The following is a 17682-nucleotide window of genomic DNA, read 5'->3' as shown; positions in this document are numbered from 1 at the left end:
CTCGCCTCCTGCCTTTTCACACCGCACCTCCTAGGCCAATCGTCATCCGTCCTCCTTCCGGACCAGTCACAGTCCTCGTTGCGCCGCCGTTTGTCCGTCGCGCTTTCCGGTGGCCGACGAATTGGCCAATGTGGTCTGCGTGCAAGGGTGGGCTCAGGAAGTGTCCCTGCAGCCTGTCGCAGCCCTCCTCCAACAGCCACGCGGCTTGTTCGGCTGTCTCCACGCCCTCGGCAGTGACGCGCATGCCGAGCCCATGCGACAGCGCAATGACGGAGCGCACGATCGTCTGACTCTTTTCGTCGTCAAGGAGGTCGTTGATGAAGTATCTGTCGATCTTGATGTTATCGAAGGGAAAATTCTTCAGGTAACTTAAGGACGAGTACTCGGTCCCGAAGTCGTCGAGCGATATCTGGATGCCAAGCACGTTAAGGGTATTCAAAGTATCGAGATTGTTGATTGTACGCTCCAGAAGGACGGTTTCCGTAATCTCGAGTTCCAGGCGTTCGGCGGGAAGGCCGACCAGATCGAGAGTTTGCGACACGCGATCGGTGAAGCCTGCTGTCAAGAATTCTGCGGGGGACAGATTGACGGCAACAGTATAATGGTCCGGCCAGCTCAGAGCTTCCCGACAGGCTTCTTCCAGCACCCATTGACCGATTTCGCTCATCAGCCCATCGGCCTCTGCCATCGGGATAAAGGCGATTGGAGGGATCACACCGAGCCTCGGATGGCGCCAGCGCAGGAGCGCCTCGAAGCCCGTCACGGTACGCGAGCGGTCGACAAGCGGCTGATATTCGAGGAAGAATTCGCCATGTTGGAGTGCGACCCTAAGGCTGCGTCTCAGCACCTCCCGTTGTTCCAGTACTACCAACATACTGGGGTCAAAGGTTCTCGCGCGGCGCCGTCCTTCCTTTTTGGCAGCATAAAGGGCGACGTCGGCTGCTTTCATTAATTGCTCGCCTTCATCGCCATCGCGGGGCGCGATCGCAATACCGATGCTTGCTCCCACAAAGACAGTGATGCCATCCACTATAAATGGCTTCTTGAATTCGCCAACCAACGCTTCGGCCAATTGCTCGGCTTCACCTGGCTGCTCGCCAGCAGTCTGTATGATCGCGAATTCGTCACCGGCAAGACGGAAGGCTGTCTCGTTGGTGCCAAGCACACTTCGGATCCTGCCGGCGGCAAGCTTTAGAACAATGTCTCCAGCGCCGTGGCCCAGCGTATCGTTGACCGGCTTGAAGTCGTCCAGGTCAATCTGCATCAGCGCAAGACCGCTCTTGTCGTCCGAAGGAAGAAGCCGCCCCAATTCATCGCTAAACTGCCGCCGGTTGGGCAGTCCGGTCAGGACGTCGTGGGTTGCCTGATGCAAGAGCAACGCTCGTTCCTGCTCCTGCGCAGTTGTCGTCTCGGTGCGATCAGCAGCCTCGATTTCGACGACCGCCAACCCGTCTTTGGCAGGCAGCAGGAGCAGGTCATAGCGGTTGTCGGTTGACACGCCTAACCGGATGGATTGTGGCCGGCCGGTCTTGATGACGAGTTGTACGAGGTCTGCGGAAGGAGGGTTTGCGAGTGCGGGGTAAACCTCAGCCAATTTCGTCAGGGGCCCCTCGCTAAAGCCGGAGCGCTCTGCAAGTTTTTTGGACCAATCGACAAGGACGAGGTCTAAATCCCAAAGCGAGAAAGCTGCCTCGGCGCGGCTGAAGAATTCGGACCCCTGTGGAACCAGCTTAGGCCAATTCGCACGATTTTCCGGCATATGGGTTTGGCCTCCTCGTTGCGCCGCGCCTAAGTTCTTCGATGCATCCCACGAAATTGAATCAGTTGTTTGTATAAGAGCTAGCGCATGGCGTGTTGTAGTCAATCAAAAACGCTACCATAGCGTAGCATTGTGCGTCTTCATGCGGCCTGATGGCATTCGCCGAGCCAGCAGGATGCAGCAAGGGGACATCCGGATCACGTTGGAGAGACCTTGGCTGAGATTGGCAAGCAGAAACGCGAGGTGAGGATGCGCGGATAGATGACCTGTATCAATTCGCAACAGGATGCGATACGACGGGAGCGCTTAGTCAAGTCTGCAGGAGCCAGGGAGGGAAGAATGCAGTCGCTGGTGAAGCCAGTGCACAAGCCGATGGCTGTGGAGCTTCTGCAGGAGGAAATCCGGAAGGTCTGCGGCGCGTTTGATGTCGAGCCTATGGCCCGCAGCGATGTGATGGCCGGCGATGTGGCAACGCGCCGCATGGGGCTGTTCGATACCGCAATTGTCTCACTTGACGCCCGCCACGTGCAGCGCGGAGTGAAATCAATCCGGCAAGACCCCGGTGAACACCTGTTCTTGCTGATCCAGGACGAGGGGCACTGTCGCGTGGAGCAGGGAGAGCATTCGGCTCGGCTTGCTCCAGGAGACATGTTTCTTGTCGATTCCGTTCGACCCTCATCGTTCGTCTATGACGGCGAGCGCTCCAGCCAGCTATCAGTCCATATGCCACGCGGCGAGATGCTGCATCGGTTCGGAAAGACCTGCACCGACGGTGTCGCCATCAGTCGGGAGGATCCCCTTTGGTTGGCCATGCGGGCGGTGATTACCAAGATGCTGAAAGAGCCTGGCGTGTCGACGCAGCTCGGCGAGGCGATGTTGTCCCTCCTGGGTGCCTACCTCCACGGTATCAAGACAGGCGAAGCTGCCGGAATTGGCGAGACGCTGCTATCTCGAGCGCTTGCCATGATCGATCGATACCGTGCCGATCCGACGTTTGGGCCTGGCGAATTGGCAAGGCGCCTCAATGTTTCGGAGCGCATGTTGCAGCGACACTTCCGCCCGCTTGGCGAGACACCTGGCCACCGCTTGCTTAACCGTCGGCTGGAACTGGCGCACACGGCGCTTACCCAGCCGCGTCCTGCCAAGCCGACCGAAGGAATTGCCGCCGTCGCCTATGATGCGGGCTTCAACGACCTGTCCTACTTCTATCGCGAGTTCCGAAAGAAATACGGATCGGCGCCGGGCGTTGTTGCGCGTCGCCACTGACGGATTTGTCCAAAGATGACGACGGCCCAGTCCAAGCCCTGAAGCCCGCTATCGCCTAGTCTCCGCTACCAGGCAGTCCCGTCCAATGGTCGGGACCTCATTCGGAGGAGGTGAGAATGACGATCCACAGCGCCATAATCGACGGAAAGCCGATAACTGGCGAGCGCAGCTTCAGCGTACTCAATCCGGCGACGGGGATCGAAGCTGGCCGCGTGCCCAACATGGGTGCTGCAGAGCTCAATGCAGCCGTTGCTGCCGCCAAGGCCGCGTTCCCGACATGGTCGGCAAAGGGCGATCAGGAACTGCAGGCAGCATGTGCGGCCGTCACCGCCCGGATCGAAGCGCATGCCGAAGAACTCGCGCGGCTGATCACGCTCGAGCAAGGCAAGCCGCTGAACGGTCTCGGCTCGCGCTGGGAGATGGGCGGCACGGTTGCCTGGGCAGGATACACGACTGCCTTGACGTTGCCGCCCAAGGTCCTGCAGGACAACAGCGAGGGCCGTGTCGAGCTTTATCGCAAGCCGCTCGGCGTCGTCGGCTCGATTACCCCTTGGAACTTTCCGGTCATGATCGCCATCTGGCACGTCATGCCGGCACTGCGTACCGGCAACACGGTCGTCATCAAGCCGTCGCCGCTGACGCCGCTTGCGACGCTTCGCCTGGTCGAGATCATGAACGAGGTGCTGCCGCCTGGTGTCCTGAACGTCGTGACCGGCGACGACGGAGAGTTCAACATCGGCGCGGCAATGTCGGCTCATCCTGATATCAGCAAGATCGTGTTTACGGGTTCTTGCGCGACCGGCCAGAAAGTCATGCGCTCCGCTGCAGAGACGATGAAGCGCCTGACCCTCGAACTCGGCGGGAACGATGCCGGAATCGTTCTACCCGATGCCGATCCGCAGGCGATTGCCGAAGGCCTGTTCTGGGGCGCCTTCATCAACAATGGCCAGACCTGCGCGGCGATGAAGCGCCTCTATGTGCACGAATCGATCCATGATGCCGTCTGTGATGCTCTCGTGGCCTACGCGCGCAACGTTCCCGTCGGGGACGGCATGGAGGAGGGCAGCGTTCTTGGTCCCGTGCAGAACCGTATGCAGTTCGAAAAGCTCTCACGCCTGGTCAGTGACGCCAAAGAACGAGGATTGGTGTTGCTGGGCGGTGAACCGGGTGAGGGGCTGTTCTTCCCGCCGACTATTGTCGCCGGTTTGAAGAACGGCGATCCGCTTGTCGACGAGGAGCAGTTCGGGCCCGCGCTCCCGATCATCAAATACAGCAGCGTCGACGAGGCAATTGCGTTTGCCAACGATAGCGCCAATGGCCTCGGAGGTTCCGTCTGGTCGTCCGACATTTCGGCCGCAAAGGCGGTTGCGAGCCGCATGCAATGCGGTTCCGTCTGGGTCAACAAGCACGGTGCCATTCAGCCGAACGCCCCGTTCGGCGGCGTAAAGGCTTCCGGGTTCGGCGTCGAATTCGCCGAGGAAGGGCTGCAGGAATACACGAATATCCAGGTGGTATTCGCTTGATCATCAAGGGCATGCGATAGGGAGGATGTAAATGAACATGAAGCGATACATGGCTTCGGCGGGCTTGCTTCTGGCGCTTTGTGCGCCGGCAGCCATCGCTCATCCGCTGGATGGGCTGACGGCTGAGGAATACCAGAAGATCAACAGGATCCTGCGCGACCAGAAGGTTGTCGACGACAATACGCTCTATCCGCTGATCGAGTTGAAAGAACCCGCCAAGGAACAGGTTTTGTCCTGGAGGGAAGGCGACAATCTCGACCGTGAGGCGAAAGTCCAGCTGACGAGCCCACAGGGGTTCAAGGAGGCGGTCGTCAACATCACCAGGGGCACGGTCGAGAGCACGACTCCGATCAAAGGGCAACCGATGGTGCTCTTTGCCGAGTTCATGGACGCCCTGCAGGGTGCGCTTGCCAATCCCGATATGATCGCCGGTCTGAAGAAGCGCGGCCTGACGCCCGAACAGGCTTTCTGCCTGCCGCTGACCGCGGGCAATTTCTTCACCGACGAATACGAGAATTCGCGTCTGATGAAGGTTCCCTGCTACAAGGTTCCAGAGGGATCGAACTTCTACGCAAAGCCAATCGAGGGCCTTTTCGCCGTTTATGACATCGGCAAGAAGAAGGTCCTGCGCGTCATCGACACCGGCGTGATCGATGGCCCGAAGGACAACTGGGGCTATAGCGAGAAAGAGGTCGCCGACCGCGAACCGCTCCGTCCAGAAATGAATCCAGCAAAGCTCTCCCAGCCCGGCGGTCCGAACTACAAGATTTCGGGCAGCCACCTGGAATGGGACATGTGGCGGATGAACTTCCGCGTTGACAAGCGTCCTGGCCTTGTCGTCTCAAATCTCGACGTGAAGGATGGGGACAAGTGGCGTTCGGTGATCTACCAGTCGCATCTTTCTGAGGTATTCGTCCCCTATATGGATCCGACCGAGGGCTGGTACTGGCGTACCTACATGGACAGCGGAGAGTATGGTTTCGGCCTCTTCCTCAGCCCACTGCGTTCCGGCGTCGATTGCCCTGACTATGCGACCTTCCTGCCCGCAACGATTGCCGACGACAAGGGCAACCCGTTGACCATCCCCAACGCGATTTGCGTGTTTGAACGCAGCGTCGGCGATCCGGCGTGGCGCCACTTCGAAGTCTTCGCTCAGACGCCTGAGAAACCGGTCCCGGCTGAAGGTCGACCGGCGACTGAGCTCGTAGTACGAACCGCCTCCGAGGTCGGAAACTATGACTACCTTATCGACTACCGCCTCCAGCAGGACGGCCAGATCAGGCTCATGATCGGCGCAACGGGTCTGGACGCGGTAAAGGGCGTCGCAGCGACATCGGTGAATGATCCGACGGCAACGGATGACACTGCTCACGGCACGCTGATCGCACCGAACCTGGTGGCGGCAAACCACGACCACTACTTCAACTTCCGCATCGACTTCGACGTAGACCAGCCTGTCAACCATTTCGGCACGATGGATATCGTTCCGGCCGCTGTTGATGCCAAGAATCCGCGTCGCTCGATGTGGACGGTGCAGCATACGATGCCGAAGACTGAGATGGAGGCGCGATATCAATTGTCGGCGATGAAGCCGCGGTACTTCATGATTTCCGATCCGTCCCGCGAAGGCTATCTCGGCCAGGAACTTGGCTGGATGATCCATCATGGCGATGTTGCCTACGGCCCGTTCGACTTTGCCAAGGATCCGCCGATGAAGCGTAACGCATATATCGAGTATTCGGTCTGGAACACCGTCTACGACATCGATCAGCAATATGCTGGCGGCAAATATGCAATGCAGAGCGATGGCTCGGATACGCTGCCTCAATGGGTCAAGGCCAACAAGCCGCTCATGGGCAAGGATATCGTGACCTGGTTCACCGCTGGCTTCCACCATATCCCGCGCATGGAGGATTGGCCTGTCATGTCGACAGAATGGAAGACGATCCATATAGAGCCGCACAATTTCTTTGCGCATAATCCGGCACTGACGATCCGCAATGCCAAATGACAGAGAAGGGGCGCCTCGTGCGCCCCTTCTCGTTACGCGCCCGCTACCCGTGCCAGTTTTCCAGGGCTTCGACGAAGCGTGTCAACCAGGCGTTTGTCTGATGCGCATCGAGCGCGCGATGGTCTATCGTCAACGAGACGTAGGCCATCGGTCGGATCTGGATTGTGTCGAGGCCACCGACTTCCCGCACGATCACACGCTTTTCCAATTTCCCGACGCCAAGGATCGCCGATTGCGGTTGATTGATGATGATCGGCGCGGCGACCAGCGAGCCCGATACGCCGTGGTTCGAAATGGTGAAGGTGCCATCGCGCATATCCGCGTTCGTCAAGCCGCCGGCCCGCCCGCGGTCGGTCAGGTCCTGAAGTCTGGCTGCGATGGCCGATAGCGAGAGCGCCTGCGCCTGCCTGATCACAGGAACGATCAGTCCTTTATCGCTGAGCGCCATGCCAACGCCGATATTGATGTCGTCGAATACCTCGAGATAGTCGTCGTGCCAGCGGCTGTTGATCTCCGGGACCGCCCGCATCGCCACGACGCAGGCAGCGATGATATAAGCCGTATAGGATAGATTCACGCCGTCGGCGGCAAAGACCGCCTTGCTTTTCTCGCGATGCTTGATGACCGCGGTGAAATCCGCCTCGAAGATCGCCGTGACGTGAGGGGCTGTCGTCGCGGACTCCAACATATGCCGTGCAATGGAAAGCCGCATGGGCGTATGAGTGATCTTGCGTGAGCCGAGACTGACTTCGTCGCGGGCGATTGTGCCTGGTTTGGGGGCGTCCGGAATTTGCACGGACGAAGTCGCTTGATCGCTTCGTGTCCGCTGCTTTGTCTCGAACGCCGCATCCATGTCCGCGCGGGTCACTCGCCCCCCTGTGCCGGTGCCGACAACGTGAGCCGGATCGATGCCGTATTTTACGCCAGCACTGCGAACCGCAGGCGAAAAACGGTCGCCAGTACCGGTCGTCCCGCCAGGCGCCAAAGATCGAGTTTCGTGTGAATTTTCAGTGTTGGCAGCGGCGCCCTTCAGACGAATACGGCCAAGAACCGCACCCGGTGTTGCATCCATTCCAGACACCATGAGGATGTCTTCAAGAATACCGGCTGCGGGTGCGGATATCTCCTGCGTGACCTTGTCGGTTTCAATTTCGACGAGCGGATCGTCAAGGGCGACGCTTTCGCCCGGGTGTTTTAGCCAGTTACGGACAACTGCCTTTGTTCCCTCCTGTTCGATGGGTACAAGGACTTCGGCGAATTCGACCATGTCTTAGTACTCCACGAGGGCGGTGATCTTCTGTCTGATGCGGCCGACAGACGGTACCGCCCAGTCGAGCAAGGCTGGATTGTGCGGGCTTGGGATATCCGGCATCGTCAACCTCGACACAGGCGCGTCGAGATCCATGAAGGCCTCGTCGGCAACGACTGCGGCAATCTCGGCGCCGAAGCCGGCTGTTCCAAGATCCTCGTGGACGATAAGGCAGCGCCGCGTGCGACGGACCGACGAGATGACGCTCTCGCGGTCCCAGGGCATCAACGTTCGAAGATCGATGATGTCGGCCGAAAGGCCTTCAGCCGCCTCCTCGCAGCGGGGGACCATGGCGCCCCAGGTCACTATCGTCATAGCGCTGCCCTTGCGGGTAAAGCGCGCGGTGCCGAAGGGTAGCGCATAGTTGTCGCCAGGATAGGGACGGCGCGCCCATTGGTGATCGAGCATCGCCCGGTGCTCGAAGAAGATCACCGGATCGTTGCCGCGCAGGGCGGTTCGCAACAACCCTACAGCATCTTCTGCGTTCGAGGGAACGGCAACCTTCCAGCCCGGCTGGTGGACGAAGGCGACCTCGTTCGTCTGGCTATGCCACGGGTCGCCACACTTGAAGAAGCCGCCTGGCATCCGCAGGACGACAGGCGCGGCAAAGCGGTTGTTGGTGCGCCAGCGGATCGTACCGCAATCGTTGATCTGTTCTGTCGCAGGCTCGGCATACTTGCGGAATTGAATTTCGGGAACGGGAACCAGCCCGGCAAGCGCCATTCCAACGGCGCGGCCGACGATGCCTTCTTCCGAAAGCGAGGTGTCAAACACTCGTTCCCTGCCGAACTTTTCCTGAAGGCCGAGCGTCACGGCGTGAACACCGCCCTTTGGGCCAATGTCCTCCCCGAACATCACCACTCGCTTGTTGATGCTCAGTTCATGGTCCAGCGTTCGCCTGATTGCCGTGACCATATTGATGCGTTGGCCGTCCGGGGTCGCCACGTCGCTTGTTTCGGGGGGGCGGTAGCCGTGACAATGCTGGCCACCCATCGTCTGCATCTCGCCCTCGAAGAACACATGACGTGTAACGGTTTCAGGGGATGCAACAGCTCGGCTCTCTGCCTCTGCTCGTGCTTTTTCAGCAGTTTCGACGGCCTCAAGCCTGCATGCTTCCCACTCGTTGGCACTTATCACCGAAGGCACGAGGTAGTCTCGCAGGCGTGGCAGCGGATCGCGCGCCCATTCCGCCTTGACCAACGCTTCGCTTTTATAGGATTGGGTGTCCTGGAAGCTGTGACCTTCGAGCCTGGGGACAGAGAGCCGCAAAAGCGCGGGCGTTCGGCGCTCGCGAACGAAGGCGATAGCTTCGCGCGTGAGGCGGGCGGCGTCTGCGGGATCGCACCCGTCGCCTTCAAAGATCGTCAAGCCGCGCCAGCCCGCGAGATTGGCTGCGATGTTTCCGCCAGGCGTCTGCACGTCGGAGGGGACGGAGATTCCGAAGCCGTTGTCCTCGACGTAAAACAACATTGGCAGGTCTTGCGTCGTCGCGATCGTCAATGCAGACCAGAAGCCATTGGAAGCAACCGAACCGTCGCCCCCCAAAACGACGGCGATTGCGTCACGATAATCATGATCTGCGAGCACGGTTGCGTAATATTGGAGCGCCTGTGCCCACCCTGCGGTTGGGGTATATTGTGCGCCGACACCGCCGCACATCGGCAGAGCCGAGGCGCCGGTGCGGTTCGGATAGTTGAAGACCACGCCGATATCGCGGCCATCGGAATAGCCGCCGGCGCGGCCCATCGCCGAGCCTAGCGCATCGGCCGGGTCTACGCCGAGAGACAAGAGCAGTGGACGGGATCGATAATAACCGCACGTCGCGTCGTGGCGGTTCGTAAGCTGCAGCCCGAGCATGATCTGCGCCATATCGTGACCACGGGCGGAGAATTGGTAGAGGATTTTCTTTTCGGGGACGAGCCGCGTTTCCTCCATCTCGTCAAGGATTCTCGAGAGGTGCAGAAGATAGGTAACGCGCTGCCAGTCTATTCCCTCATCGGGTGCGTTCCTGCCACGCAACAGAACTGCGGTTGCCTGTGCCATCTTCGATCCTCCCAAATCTCTGATCCATGAGGAGGTTAGTGCAGCCCATCGGAAAATGCGTTTCAGCTTTCAGCACGAGATGCGCTGATGTGAAACGTTCGTTTCGTCCATCCGCGAAGTTGCACCACATCAATTCGAAATCTTCGATATGGTTCCCTGATCGGCTTGCTTGCTCGTAGCAGTTTGCCGAATCGTTCGGCCGGACCCGGCGTGGTCAGGGTCATCTGGCACTCGAGCCTCTTGGATGCCGCGGATTTTTCCTCGCCCGCAGGTCGAGGTTGCAAATTCCGGATGCCTCATATGCGGTTTTCGAAGTGCTCATTGACAAAGCAATGAGCTATATAATTGTGCAACGCACAAGGAGATATGATATGAAAATCGGCAACAGGATCGGAGAATTCCTTCAACTCCGCAAGGCATACAGGGATCTTTCCAAGCTCGACGATGCAGCACTGAAGGACATCGGTGTCGCTCGTGGCGATATCAAGCGCCTGGTATACGGTCGCTAACAGAACCCGACAAAAACCAAGACCCCAAGGCCCGTTCAAACGGGCCTTTGTTTTTTCAAGAGTATCGCGCTCACCCGAACCTCGAACGACGATCGAGCTTGAACCTTTGAGCGGTTCTTTGCCTCTCTTTGTTCGTTGCGCGCCCTTCCCAAAGACGAATGATAAGGCGTGGCCATTCGGCTGATGTGGCCAGCGCGCAATCAGCATTCAATTTCCGATTTTGAGGTCGCACGAACTGTGACTTGTCAACGACCCTAGCGCCGGAAATTAACCATTTGTTAACCAAATCAGAATTAGAAATGCTCAACGATTTCTTAACCTAGATGACCAAAGTGCTAACAGACGCTCGCTCGATCCGCATCAAGGGCCGCTCTTTTCTGGCGGTCATGCTTTCGCCAGATCTTCCCTTCGATGACTGGCTTGTAAGACTAGACGATCTTGCCGCGCGCTCCGCCGGCTTCTTCCTGGGGCGACCGGTGGTGCTCGACGTCAGCGATCTGGAGATCGACCGGGCACAGCTCAAGGGCCTGATTGCCGAACTTGCGCAGCGCAACGTCAGCATTATGGGTATCGAGGGCTGCCGTGCATCGTTGATCGGGCCCGGCATGCCGCCGGCGCTAAAGGGCGGGCGTCCGGTCTCGGATTTCGAGGTTCCGCAACAGGAGCCGATCATTGATGTTCGCACCAAGCCGCCGATCGCCGAGACCCGGCCGGCGTTGCAATCGATCGTCATTCGCGAGCCGATTCGCTCGGGTCAGTCGCTGATCTTTCCGGAAGGCGACGTCACGGTCATCGGTTCTGTGGCATCCGGTTCGGAAATCATCGCCGGGGGCTCGGTTCATGTCTATGGGACGCTCAGGGGGCGCGCGATGGCCGGATCGGTCGGCAATACGTCGGCGCGCATTTTCTGCCGCAAGCTTGAGGCCGAACTGGTTGCGATCGATGGCATCTACAAGATGGCAGAAGACATAGCGCCGAACCTGCGCGGACAGGCTGTCCAGCTCTGGCTGGAAGGCGATTCGATCAAGGCAGAGAAACTTATCTAGGCCCGAAGCTGGCTATCACATAGGAGAGAAAGATGGGGAAAGTCATCGTCGTCACTTCGGGCAAGGGCGGAGTGGGCAAGACCACATCCACCGCAGCCCTCGGAGCGGCCTTAGCACAGAGGAACGAGAAAGTGGTCGTCGTCGATTTCGATGTCGGCCTGCGCAATCTCGATCTCGTCATGGGTGCAGAGCGCCGCGTCGTCTACGACCTTATCAATGTCATCCAAGGCGACGCCAAGCTCTCCCAGGCGCTGATCCGCGACAAGCGGCTTGAGACGCTCTTCCTGCTGCCGGCCTCTCAAACGCGGGACAAGGACAACCTCACGGCCGAGGGTGTCGAGCGGGTCATCAACGATCTGAAGCGGCATTTCGACTGGATCATCTGCGACAGCCCCGCGGGGATCGAGCGGGGCGCGACGCTCGCCATGCGCCACGCCGACGTCGCCGTGGTCGTCACCAATCCCGAAGTCTCTTCCGTCCGCGATTCCGATCGCATCATCGGGCTGCTTGACTCGAAGACTGCGAAGGCCGAGCGCGGGGAGCGAATGGAAAAGCACCTGCTTCTAACACGCTACGATGCCAGCCGCGCTGACCGCGGTGACATGCTCAAGGTCGACGACGTACTGGAGATCCTCTCCATTCCGCTCCTTGGCATTATTCCTGAAAGCACGGATGTGCTGCGCGCATCCAATATCGGTGCTCCAGTCACCCTGGCCGATAGCCGCAGCGCACCTGCCATGGCCTATTTCGATGCCGCGCGCAGACTGGCTGGAGAGGAACTGCCCGTCGTCGTTCCGGGAGAGAAGCGGGGCATCTTCGGCAAGATCTTCGGAAGGAGGGCCGCTGCATGAGCATCTTCAACTTCTTTGGTAAACAGAGGACCGCGCCTGCGGCCCGCGAACGCCTACAGGTATTGCTCGCGCATGAGCGGGTTTCGGCAGGATCCGATCTGATATCCTTGCTGCGCGAGGAAATCCTCGCCGTTATCGCAAAGCATGTGCAGGTCGATAGCGAAAGGGTTCGCGTGACGATGGATCGCGACGAGCACATGTCGATCCTCGAGATCGACGTTGAAATTCCGCTGGGTGCGAGCGTTCGCGCGGCATGAACCTGAGGCGGCGCCACGAGCGCCGCTTCTTCGTTCGGCGCGTGAGGCCAGGCGATGGCTCTATTTCTGTGTCCGCAGACCATCCATCAACAGGCCGATCAGCCGGTTCGAGCGCTCTCGCCATTCTGGCGATGCCGGCAGCGAATAGATGCTCGAAAGCGCATGTAGAAGGTCGGTGGTGTCGATATCGCTTCGAATGAAGCCCTGATCGGCTGCCGTCTTTAGGAGCCCTTCGGCGGCTCCGCGCAGAATGCCTATGCCTTCGGCAAACAGCGAGGCGTTGGAATCCATCAGGATTTTCAGACTGGTTGCCATTCCCCGTTTGGCGGCGATGTAACCGACGAAGCGGCGCATCCATTCCTCCAGCGCAACGTCAGGCGCATGGCTCGCGGCCAGCTCCTTCGCCGCTGCGGCAAGCCCTTCGAGCTCCCGGCGGTAGACGACTTCGACCAAATGTTCGCGCGTTGGAAAATGCCGGTAGAGCGTGCCGATCCCGACGCCGGCCTTGCGGGCAATGTCTTCCAGCGATGTTTCGACGCCGGCCTGCGCGAAGGCGGCTGCGGCAACCTCGATGAGCTTCTCGCGATTGCGGCGGGCGTCGGCACGCATTGGCGGCGGTGTGGACGGTTCCGTCTTCGGCGGGGCCGAGGCCAAAATAAGCTCCAACGACTTTCGGGACTTGACGCTCTGCGGCAAGTCACTAGATTAAGCGGAGGCTCCTCCGTTTTAGGGGAGTGCCTATTACCTCTTAATCCAGAAAGGGGCAGGATGTCATGTCCAAACGTGCGCGGACTTGCTTCCCATGGACCTACCTAGTGCAGCGATCCTGATCGGCTACCGCTTTTTTGGATTTCCGGCTTCCAATCTCGTGACGATAGCAGGAGCTTATCATGACACGAACGGTTCATCTTTCACTGGACATAAACGCGCGCCGCTATGAGTGCGATGTCGAGCCGCGAACTATGCTGCTCGATGCATTGCGTGAGCACCTCGGCCTTACAGGAACAAAGAAGGGCTGCGACCAGGGGCAATGCGGCGCCTGCACCGTCCATGTTGACGGCAAGCGTGTGCTCGCCTGTCTGACGCTTGCTGCCCAGGTCGAGGGGCGCAGCATCACGACCATCGAAGGGTTGGTGGCCGAAAGCGGTGATCTGCACCCGGTCCAGGCGGCCTTCCTCGAACATGACGCCTTCCAATGCGGCTATTGCACGCCTGGGCAGATCATGTCGGCCGTTGCCTGCATCCGTGAAGGACGAGCGGGCTCGGACGAAGAGATACGGGAATACATGGCCGGCAATCTCTGTCGGTGCGGCGCCTACAATCATATCGTGGCGGCAGTGCGCGAAGCAGCGGAGGTGGCGCTATGAGAGACTTCGGTTATGTCAGAGCCGGCTCGCTCGAGGATGCGCGCCTGCACGCCATGCAATCAGGCGCGATGCTGCTTGCCGGCGGCACGACCCTTCTCGATCTTGCCAAATGCGGGGTCGCCGAACCTGAAACAGTCATCGACATCAGCCACCTCCCGGATCTGTCACAGATCTCGGCTGATTCCGACGGTGTCACGATCGGCGCGCTCGCGAAGATGGAGGATGTTGCCGCCAGTCCGGGGATAAGAGCAAACTATCCGGCGATTTCACAGTCGCTTTTGCTGGCAGCTTCTCCCCAGTTGCGCAACATGGCGACGATCGGCGGCAATCTTCTGCAACGGACGCGCTGTCCCTATTTCCGCGATCCTGCGGCCTTTGCCGCGTGTAACAAGCGCAGCCCTGGCTCAGGCTGCTCGGCGATCGGTGGAGTGACCCGCAATCACGCGGTTCTTGGCACCAGTGAGAACTGCATTGCCTCCTATCCGGGCGACCTTGCCGTTGCACTTGTTGCCTTGGAGGCAACGATCGATCTCGGTGATCGCAAAGTCGCCGCGGATGAATTCTTCGTGGCTCCCGGCAATACACCCGAACGTGAAACGATCCTTCAGCGTGGCGAGATGGTGGTGTCGATCAGCGTTCCTGCCTCGTCAGTTGCCAGAAACTCGACTTACCTCAAGGTTCGGGACCGGCAGTCCTTTGAATTCGCTGCTGCAAGCGCGGCCGTCGGACTGGAATTGGCTGCGGACGGCAAGACGATCCTCGATATCCGTGTTGCATTGGGTGGCGTTGCCACCAAACCGTGGCGAGCGCGCTCTGTCGAGAAGGCGCTGATCGGGAAGGATTTGGACGCGGGTACCGTCGAGAATGCAGCCCGGCTGGCCGTGGAGGGCGCCGCCGCCCATGGCGGCAATCGTTACAAGATCGAACTTGCGCCGCGTGTCGTTACACGCGCCATTCTGACTTTAGGAGGCCTCGCATGACCATCATGGAACCTCGCAAACGCGGCGATGCCTCTGACGGTACAATCGGTGGTCGCCTCTCGCGCTTCGATGGACGGCTGAAGATCACCGGGGGAGCGACATATGCTTTGGAGCAACCGGTCGAGGAGCTGGCCCACGGGGTTCTCGTGCAGAGTCGGGTCGCCGCCGGTCGGGTTGTGAAGATTGACGCAACGAGGGCGCAAGCGGCAAAGGGCACGCTGTTGGTGCTGACACCCGACGTCGAACTCGGCCTGACGAGGGCGTCCGACTGGTACGGTAACCGGCCGGACAACGAGCCCTACCGTCCGTTGTCGAATGACATTTCCTTCAATGGTCAGGCGATCGCTGCAGTGATCTGTGAAACGCTCGAGCAGGCAACAGAGGCTGCCCGACTGGTCGAGATCACCTACGAGGAGACATCTGCGATTGTTGGCTTTGACGATCCGAACGCAGGCGAGGGAAGGTTGCTCGACGCACTTACAGTGACTTGGGGCGACGCTGCAGCAGCACTCGCCGCTTCGCCGGTCCGCGTCGAGGCTGAATACCGAACGCCGCGTGAATATCACGTAGCGATTGAGCCGCATGGCCTGATTGCCAAATGGGAAGAAGATCAGCTGATCGTCTGGGAACCGAGCCAGTGGACGCACGGGATGGCTCGTACCTACGCCGAGTGGTATGGGCTGCCATATGAAAACGTACGTATCGTCTCGCCGTTTATCGGTGGAGGCTTCGGTTCCAAGGCGACAGCCTATGCCTATGGCGCTATCGCAACGGCGGCAGCCCGCAAGCTCGGACGGCCGGTGAAGCTTGCACTCACGCGCCCGCAAACGTTCACTGCCTATGGCGGCCGCGCCGCGACCAGGCAGACGATCGCGCTCGGCGCCAATGTCGATGGCGTGCTTAAAGCGATCGTACACGAGGGTGTCAGCGAGACGGCCACCTATGCGGACTTTCCCGAGCAGACGAACGCGGCAACCCCATTGATGTATGCCGTGGAGAATTTCCAGGCGAGGCACAGTCTTGTCCCGGTGAACACGGTCATGCCCGGAGCATTGCGCGCGCCCGGCAAGAATCCCAGTGCCTTCGGCCTCGAATGCGCCATGGATGAGCTTGCCTATGCAGTGGGAGTTGATCCAGTTGAACTCAGGCTTCGCAATTACGCGCAGCGTGACCCGCAATCGGGAAAACCCTGGTCTACCCGAAGGTTGCGTGAGGCACTTTTAGAAGGTGGCCAAGCCTTCGGTTGGGCGCGGCGCAGCTTTGCTCCGCGCTCGATGAAGGACGGTCGGCAACTCGTAGGCTGGGGGGTCGCCTGCGGCACATTCCCTGTTCTGCGCGCATCGAGCGAGGCACTGATCAGGATCCTGGCCGATGGCTCCGTGGAGGTCGTCAGCGGCGCAATCGACATGGGGCAGGGCACCTATACGATCCTTGCCCAGACCGCGGCCGAAGTTCTCGGTGTCCCGCCGCAAAGCATCAATGTCCGGCTTGGCGATTCATCGCTTCCCGGCGCCACCGTCGCCGGCGGTTCGATGCTTGCCGGCGCCATCACCGGGGCCGTTCACAAGGCGGCATCGGCTGCACGTGACGAACTGATCGAGCTTGCCCTCAACGATGGCGCCTCTCCGTTCCGTAATACGGGCGCCAATACGTTAATGGTCGCGGATGGCCGGGTCTTCGTGCCGCGCGAGGGGGGATTGTCTGTCTCCATTGGGGAGCTGATGACGGCTCTTCGTCGTAACAGTATCGAGACACGGCGAAACACGCTTCCAGAGGCAGAACAGGGGCCGGAGGGCCACAGGAAAGCTTGGACGACCATGGGAAGCATTCAGGGGCCGACGGCGGGCGAGTTCTCCATGCACAGCTGGTGCGCGCATTTCGTCGAGGTCAAGGTGGACGAAGACTTTGGCACGATCCGCGTTTCCCGGATGGTCTCGGCATTCGATTGCGGCAGGATCTACAACCCCAAGCTCGCCGAGAGCCAATGGCGCGGTGGTATCATCATGGGGATTGGCCAAGCTCTGCTGGAAGAAGGCTTGGTCGACGCGCGCAACGGGCGGGTCATCAACAACAATCTTGGCGACTACCTGGTCGCGACCAATGCCGACATCCCGCCAATCCAGGTGATATCGGTTGGCATCCCCGATCACAATGCCTCGGTTCTCGGAGGCAAGGGCGTCGGCGAGGTCGGGATCGTCGGTGTGGCGCCAGCGATCGCCAATGCTGTCTTTCACGCAACCGGCAAACGCGTCCGCGACCTGCCGATAACGCTCGAAAAGCTGCTGTGACTTGGGTGGTTCACCATCGCGTTGTTGTTCAGACGATGGTGCGCAGGATAGAGCTTGTACGCAACATCGAGTTCTCGCGCGCTGTGATTGACGTGCGCGAGAACAAAATTCCCCGCCGGAAATAATTGGAAGCAACGGGTGACGTCAGTGGCCTTCGCCGGCTGCCGACCCGACACTCTGGGCTGCCATTCCGATACGTTCCTGAGGACCTTGGACGAGTTGTTGGCTCCGGGTTCTTGGCAGCGGTCGGCCGACATCGTTTGCGGAAGACCCTTTCGCGTTCCTGCATCTCGTTCCCGCACGCAGCGGATCTGACAACTTCGAAATGACTTGTCCGTCCGGGTCACAAGAACTTTCGCATAAATGAATGGTCTTGTTTGGGTCAGTCTTCTAGTCGCCAGGCAGGATGTTGCGCCGCGACACTGGACGAAACCGATCGCATTTCCATTTATTGGATTCTCTGGTGCCAAGGG

General features: G+C 59.7%; 14 protein-coding genes. 10 read left to right on the top strand and 4 right to left on the bottom strand.

The window, feature by feature from the left end; genetic code table 11:
- Positions 1-16: 16 nt before the first annotated feature.
- Complete coding sequence (locus tag BN77_RS22315) at positions 17-1759, bottom strand: putative bifunctional diguanylate cyclase/phosphodiesterase (protein ID WP_007536274.1); 1743 nt, start codon at positions 1757-1759, stop codon at positions 17-19.
- 339 nt (positions 1760-2098) lie between these two features.
- Between BN77_RS22315 and BN77_RS22310 the strand changes: the two genes are divergently transcribed.
- The 3 genes from BN77_RS22310 (at position 2099) to BN77_RS22300 (ending at position 6559) form a co-directional block, all read left to right on the top strand.
- Entirely contained in the window at positions 2099-3025 is a 927-nt protein-coding gene (locus BN77_RS22310; RefSeq protein ID WP_007536272.1) for a helix-turn-helix domain-containing protein, read from the top strand.
- A 116-nt stretch (positions 3026-3141) separates the two neighbouring features.
- Positions 3142-4548, top strand: a complete 1407-nt coding sequence (locus BN77_RS22305; RefSeq protein ID WP_007536271.1) for an aldehyde dehydrogenase family protein — start codon at positions 3142-3144, stop codon at positions 4546-4548.
- A gap of 37 nt (positions 4549-4585) precedes the next feature.
- Positions 4586-6559, top strand: coding sequence for a copper amine oxidase (locus BN77_RS22300; RefSeq protein ID WP_040678641.1), 1974 nt, complete (start codon positions 4586-4588; stop codon positions 6557-6559).
- Between the two features lie 43 nt (positions 6560-6602).
- Here the strand turns inward: BN77_RS22300 and BN77_RS22295 are convergent, their stop codons facing one another.
- On the bottom strand, positions 6603-7826 hold the full coding sequence (locus tag BN77_RS22295; protein WP_007536269.1) for a dihydrolipoamide acetyltransferase family protein: 1224 nt from the start codon (positions 7824-7826) through the stop codon (positions 6603-6605).
- A gap of 3 nt (positions 7827-7829) precedes the next feature.
- Positions 7830-9911 carry an alpha-ketoacid dehydrogenase subunit alpha/beta gene (locus BN77_RS22290; RefSeq protein ID WP_007536268.1) on the bottom strand — a complete coding sequence of 694 codons (2082 nt, stop codon included), beginning with the start codon at positions 9909-9911 and terminating at the stop codon, positions 7830-7832.
- 332 nt (positions 9912-10243) lie between these two features.
- Between BN77_RS22290 and BN77_RS35940 the strand changes: the two genes are divergently transcribed.
- From BN77_RS35940 to minE, 4 genes are all read left to right on the top strand, one after another.
- Entirely contained in the window at positions 10244-10420 is a 177-nt protein-coding gene (locus BN77_RS35940) for a DUF1127 domain-containing protein (protein WP_425280249.1), read from the top strand.
- Between the two features lie 323 nt (positions 10421-10743).
- Positions 10744-11466, top strand: a complete 723-nt coding sequence (gene minC, locus BN77_RS22285) for a septum site-determining protein MinC (protein WP_007536266.1) — start codon at positions 10744-10746, stop codon at positions 11464-11466.
- A gap of 32 nt (positions 11467-11498) precedes the next feature.
- Positions 11499-12317, top strand: coding sequence for a septum site-determining protein MinD (minD, locus tag BN77_RS22280; RefSeq protein ID WP_007536265.1), 819 nt, complete (start codon positions 11499-11501; stop codon positions 12315-12317).
- Positions 12314-12574 (top strand): cell division topological specificity factor MinE, encoded by a 261-nt coding sequence (minE, locus tag BN77_RS22275; RefSeq protein WP_007536264.1) that lies wholly within the window; start codon positions 12314-12316, stop codon positions 12572-12574. The genes minD and minE overlap by 4 nt, the downstream gene beginning before the upstream one ends.
- 60 nt (positions 12575-12634) lie before the next feature.
- Here the strand turns inward: minE and BN77_RS22270 are convergent, their stop codons facing one another.
- Positions 12635-13228, bottom strand: coding sequence for a TetR/AcrR family transcriptional regulator (locus tag BN77_RS22270; protein ID WP_007536263.1), 594 nt, complete (start codon positions 13226-13228; stop codon positions 12635-12637).
- Between the two features lie 236 nt (positions 13229-13464).
- On the opposite strand from BN77_RS22270, the gene BN77_RS22265 reads away from it, so the two are divergent.
- From BN77_RS22265 to BN77_RS22255, 3 genes are read left to right on the top strand one after another with little or no spacing between them, the layout of a single operon-like run.
- Positions 13465-13941 (top strand): (2Fe-2S)-binding protein, encoded by a 477-nt coding sequence (locus BN77_RS22265; RefSeq protein ID WP_007536262.1) that lies wholly within the window; start codon positions 13465-13467, stop codon positions 13939-13941.
- Positions 13938-14921 (top strand): FAD binding domain-containing protein, encoded by a 984-nt coding sequence (locus tag BN77_RS22260; RefSeq protein ID WP_007536261.1) that lies wholly within the window; start codon positions 13938-13940, stop codon positions 14919-14921. Before BN77_RS22265 ends, BN77_RS22260 begins: the two co-directional genes overlap by 4 nt.
- The gene (locus BN77_RS22255) at positions 14918-17209 is read left to right on the top strand and encodes a xanthine dehydrogenase family protein molybdopterin-binding subunit (protein WP_007536260.1); all 2292 of its coding nucleotides are present in this window, start codon (positions 14918-14920) and stop codon (positions 17207-17209) included. The genes BN77_RS22260 and BN77_RS22255 overlap by 4 nt, the downstream gene beginning before the upstream one ends.
- Positions 17210-17682: the final 473 nt, after the last annotated feature.

It is taken from the genome of Rhizobium mesoamericanum STM3625, assembly GCF_000312665.1.
In the GTDB taxonomy this organism is placed as follows: Bacteria; Pseudomonadota; Alphaproteobacteria; order Rhizobiales; family Rhizobiaceae; genus Rhizobium; species Rhizobium mesoamericanum.
This window is presented reverse-complemented; position numbering and strand designations above follow the sequence as displayed.

Excerpts from the sequence above, each read along its gene's own strand:
- BN77_RS22315 (WP_007536274.1), bottom strand. The coding sequence starts at position 1,759 with ATGCCGGAAAATCGTGCGAATTGGCCTAAGCTGGTTCCACAGGGGTCC.
- BN77_RS22310 (WP_007536272.1), top strand. The coding sequence starts at position 2,099 with ATGCAGTCGCTGGTGAAGCCAGTGCACAAGCCGATGGCTGTGGAGCTT.
- BN77_RS22305 (WP_007536271.1), top strand. The coding sequence starts at position 3,142 with ATGACGATCCACAGCGCCATAATCGACGGAAAGCCGATAACTGGCGAG.
- BN77_RS22300 (WP_040678641.1), top strand. The coding sequence starts at position 4,586 with ATGAAGCGATACATGGCTTCGGCGGGCTTGCTTCTGGCGCTTTGTGCG.
- BN77_RS22295 (WP_007536269.1), bottom strand. The coding sequence starts at position 7,826 with ATGGTCGAATTCGCCGAAGTCCTTGTACCCATCGAACAGGAGGGAACA.
- BN77_RS22290 (WP_007536268.1), bottom strand. The coding sequence starts at position 9,911 with ATGGCACAGGCAACCGCAGTTCTGTTGCGTGGCAGGAACGCACCCGAT.
- BN77_RS35940 (WP_425280249.1), top strand. The coding sequence starts at position 10,244 with ATGAGCTATATAATTGTGCAACGCACAAGGAGATATGATATGAAAATC.
- minC (WP_007536266.1), top strand. The coding sequence starts at position 10,744 with ATGACCAAAGTGCTAACAGACGCTCGCTCGATCCGCATCAAGGGCCGC.
- minD (WP_007536265.1), top strand. The coding sequence starts at position 11,499 with ATGGGGAAAGTCATCGTCGTCACTTCGGGCAAGGGCGGAGTGGGCAAG.
- minE (WP_007536264.1), top strand. The coding sequence starts at position 12,314 with ATGAGCATCTTCAACTTCTTTGGTAAACAGAGGACCGCGCCTGCGGCC.
- BN77_RS22265 (WP_007536262.1), top strand. The coding sequence starts at position 13,465 with ATGACACGAACGGTTCATCTTTCACTGGACATAAACGCGCGCCGCTAT.
- BN77_RS22260 (WP_007536261.1), top strand. The coding sequence starts at position 13,938 with ATGAGAGACTTCGGTTATGTCAGAGCCGGCTCGCTCGAGGATGCGCGC.
- BN77_RS22255 (WP_007536260.1), top strand. The coding sequence starts at position 14,918 with ATGACCATCATGGAACCTCGCAAACGCGGCGATGCCTCTGACGGTACA.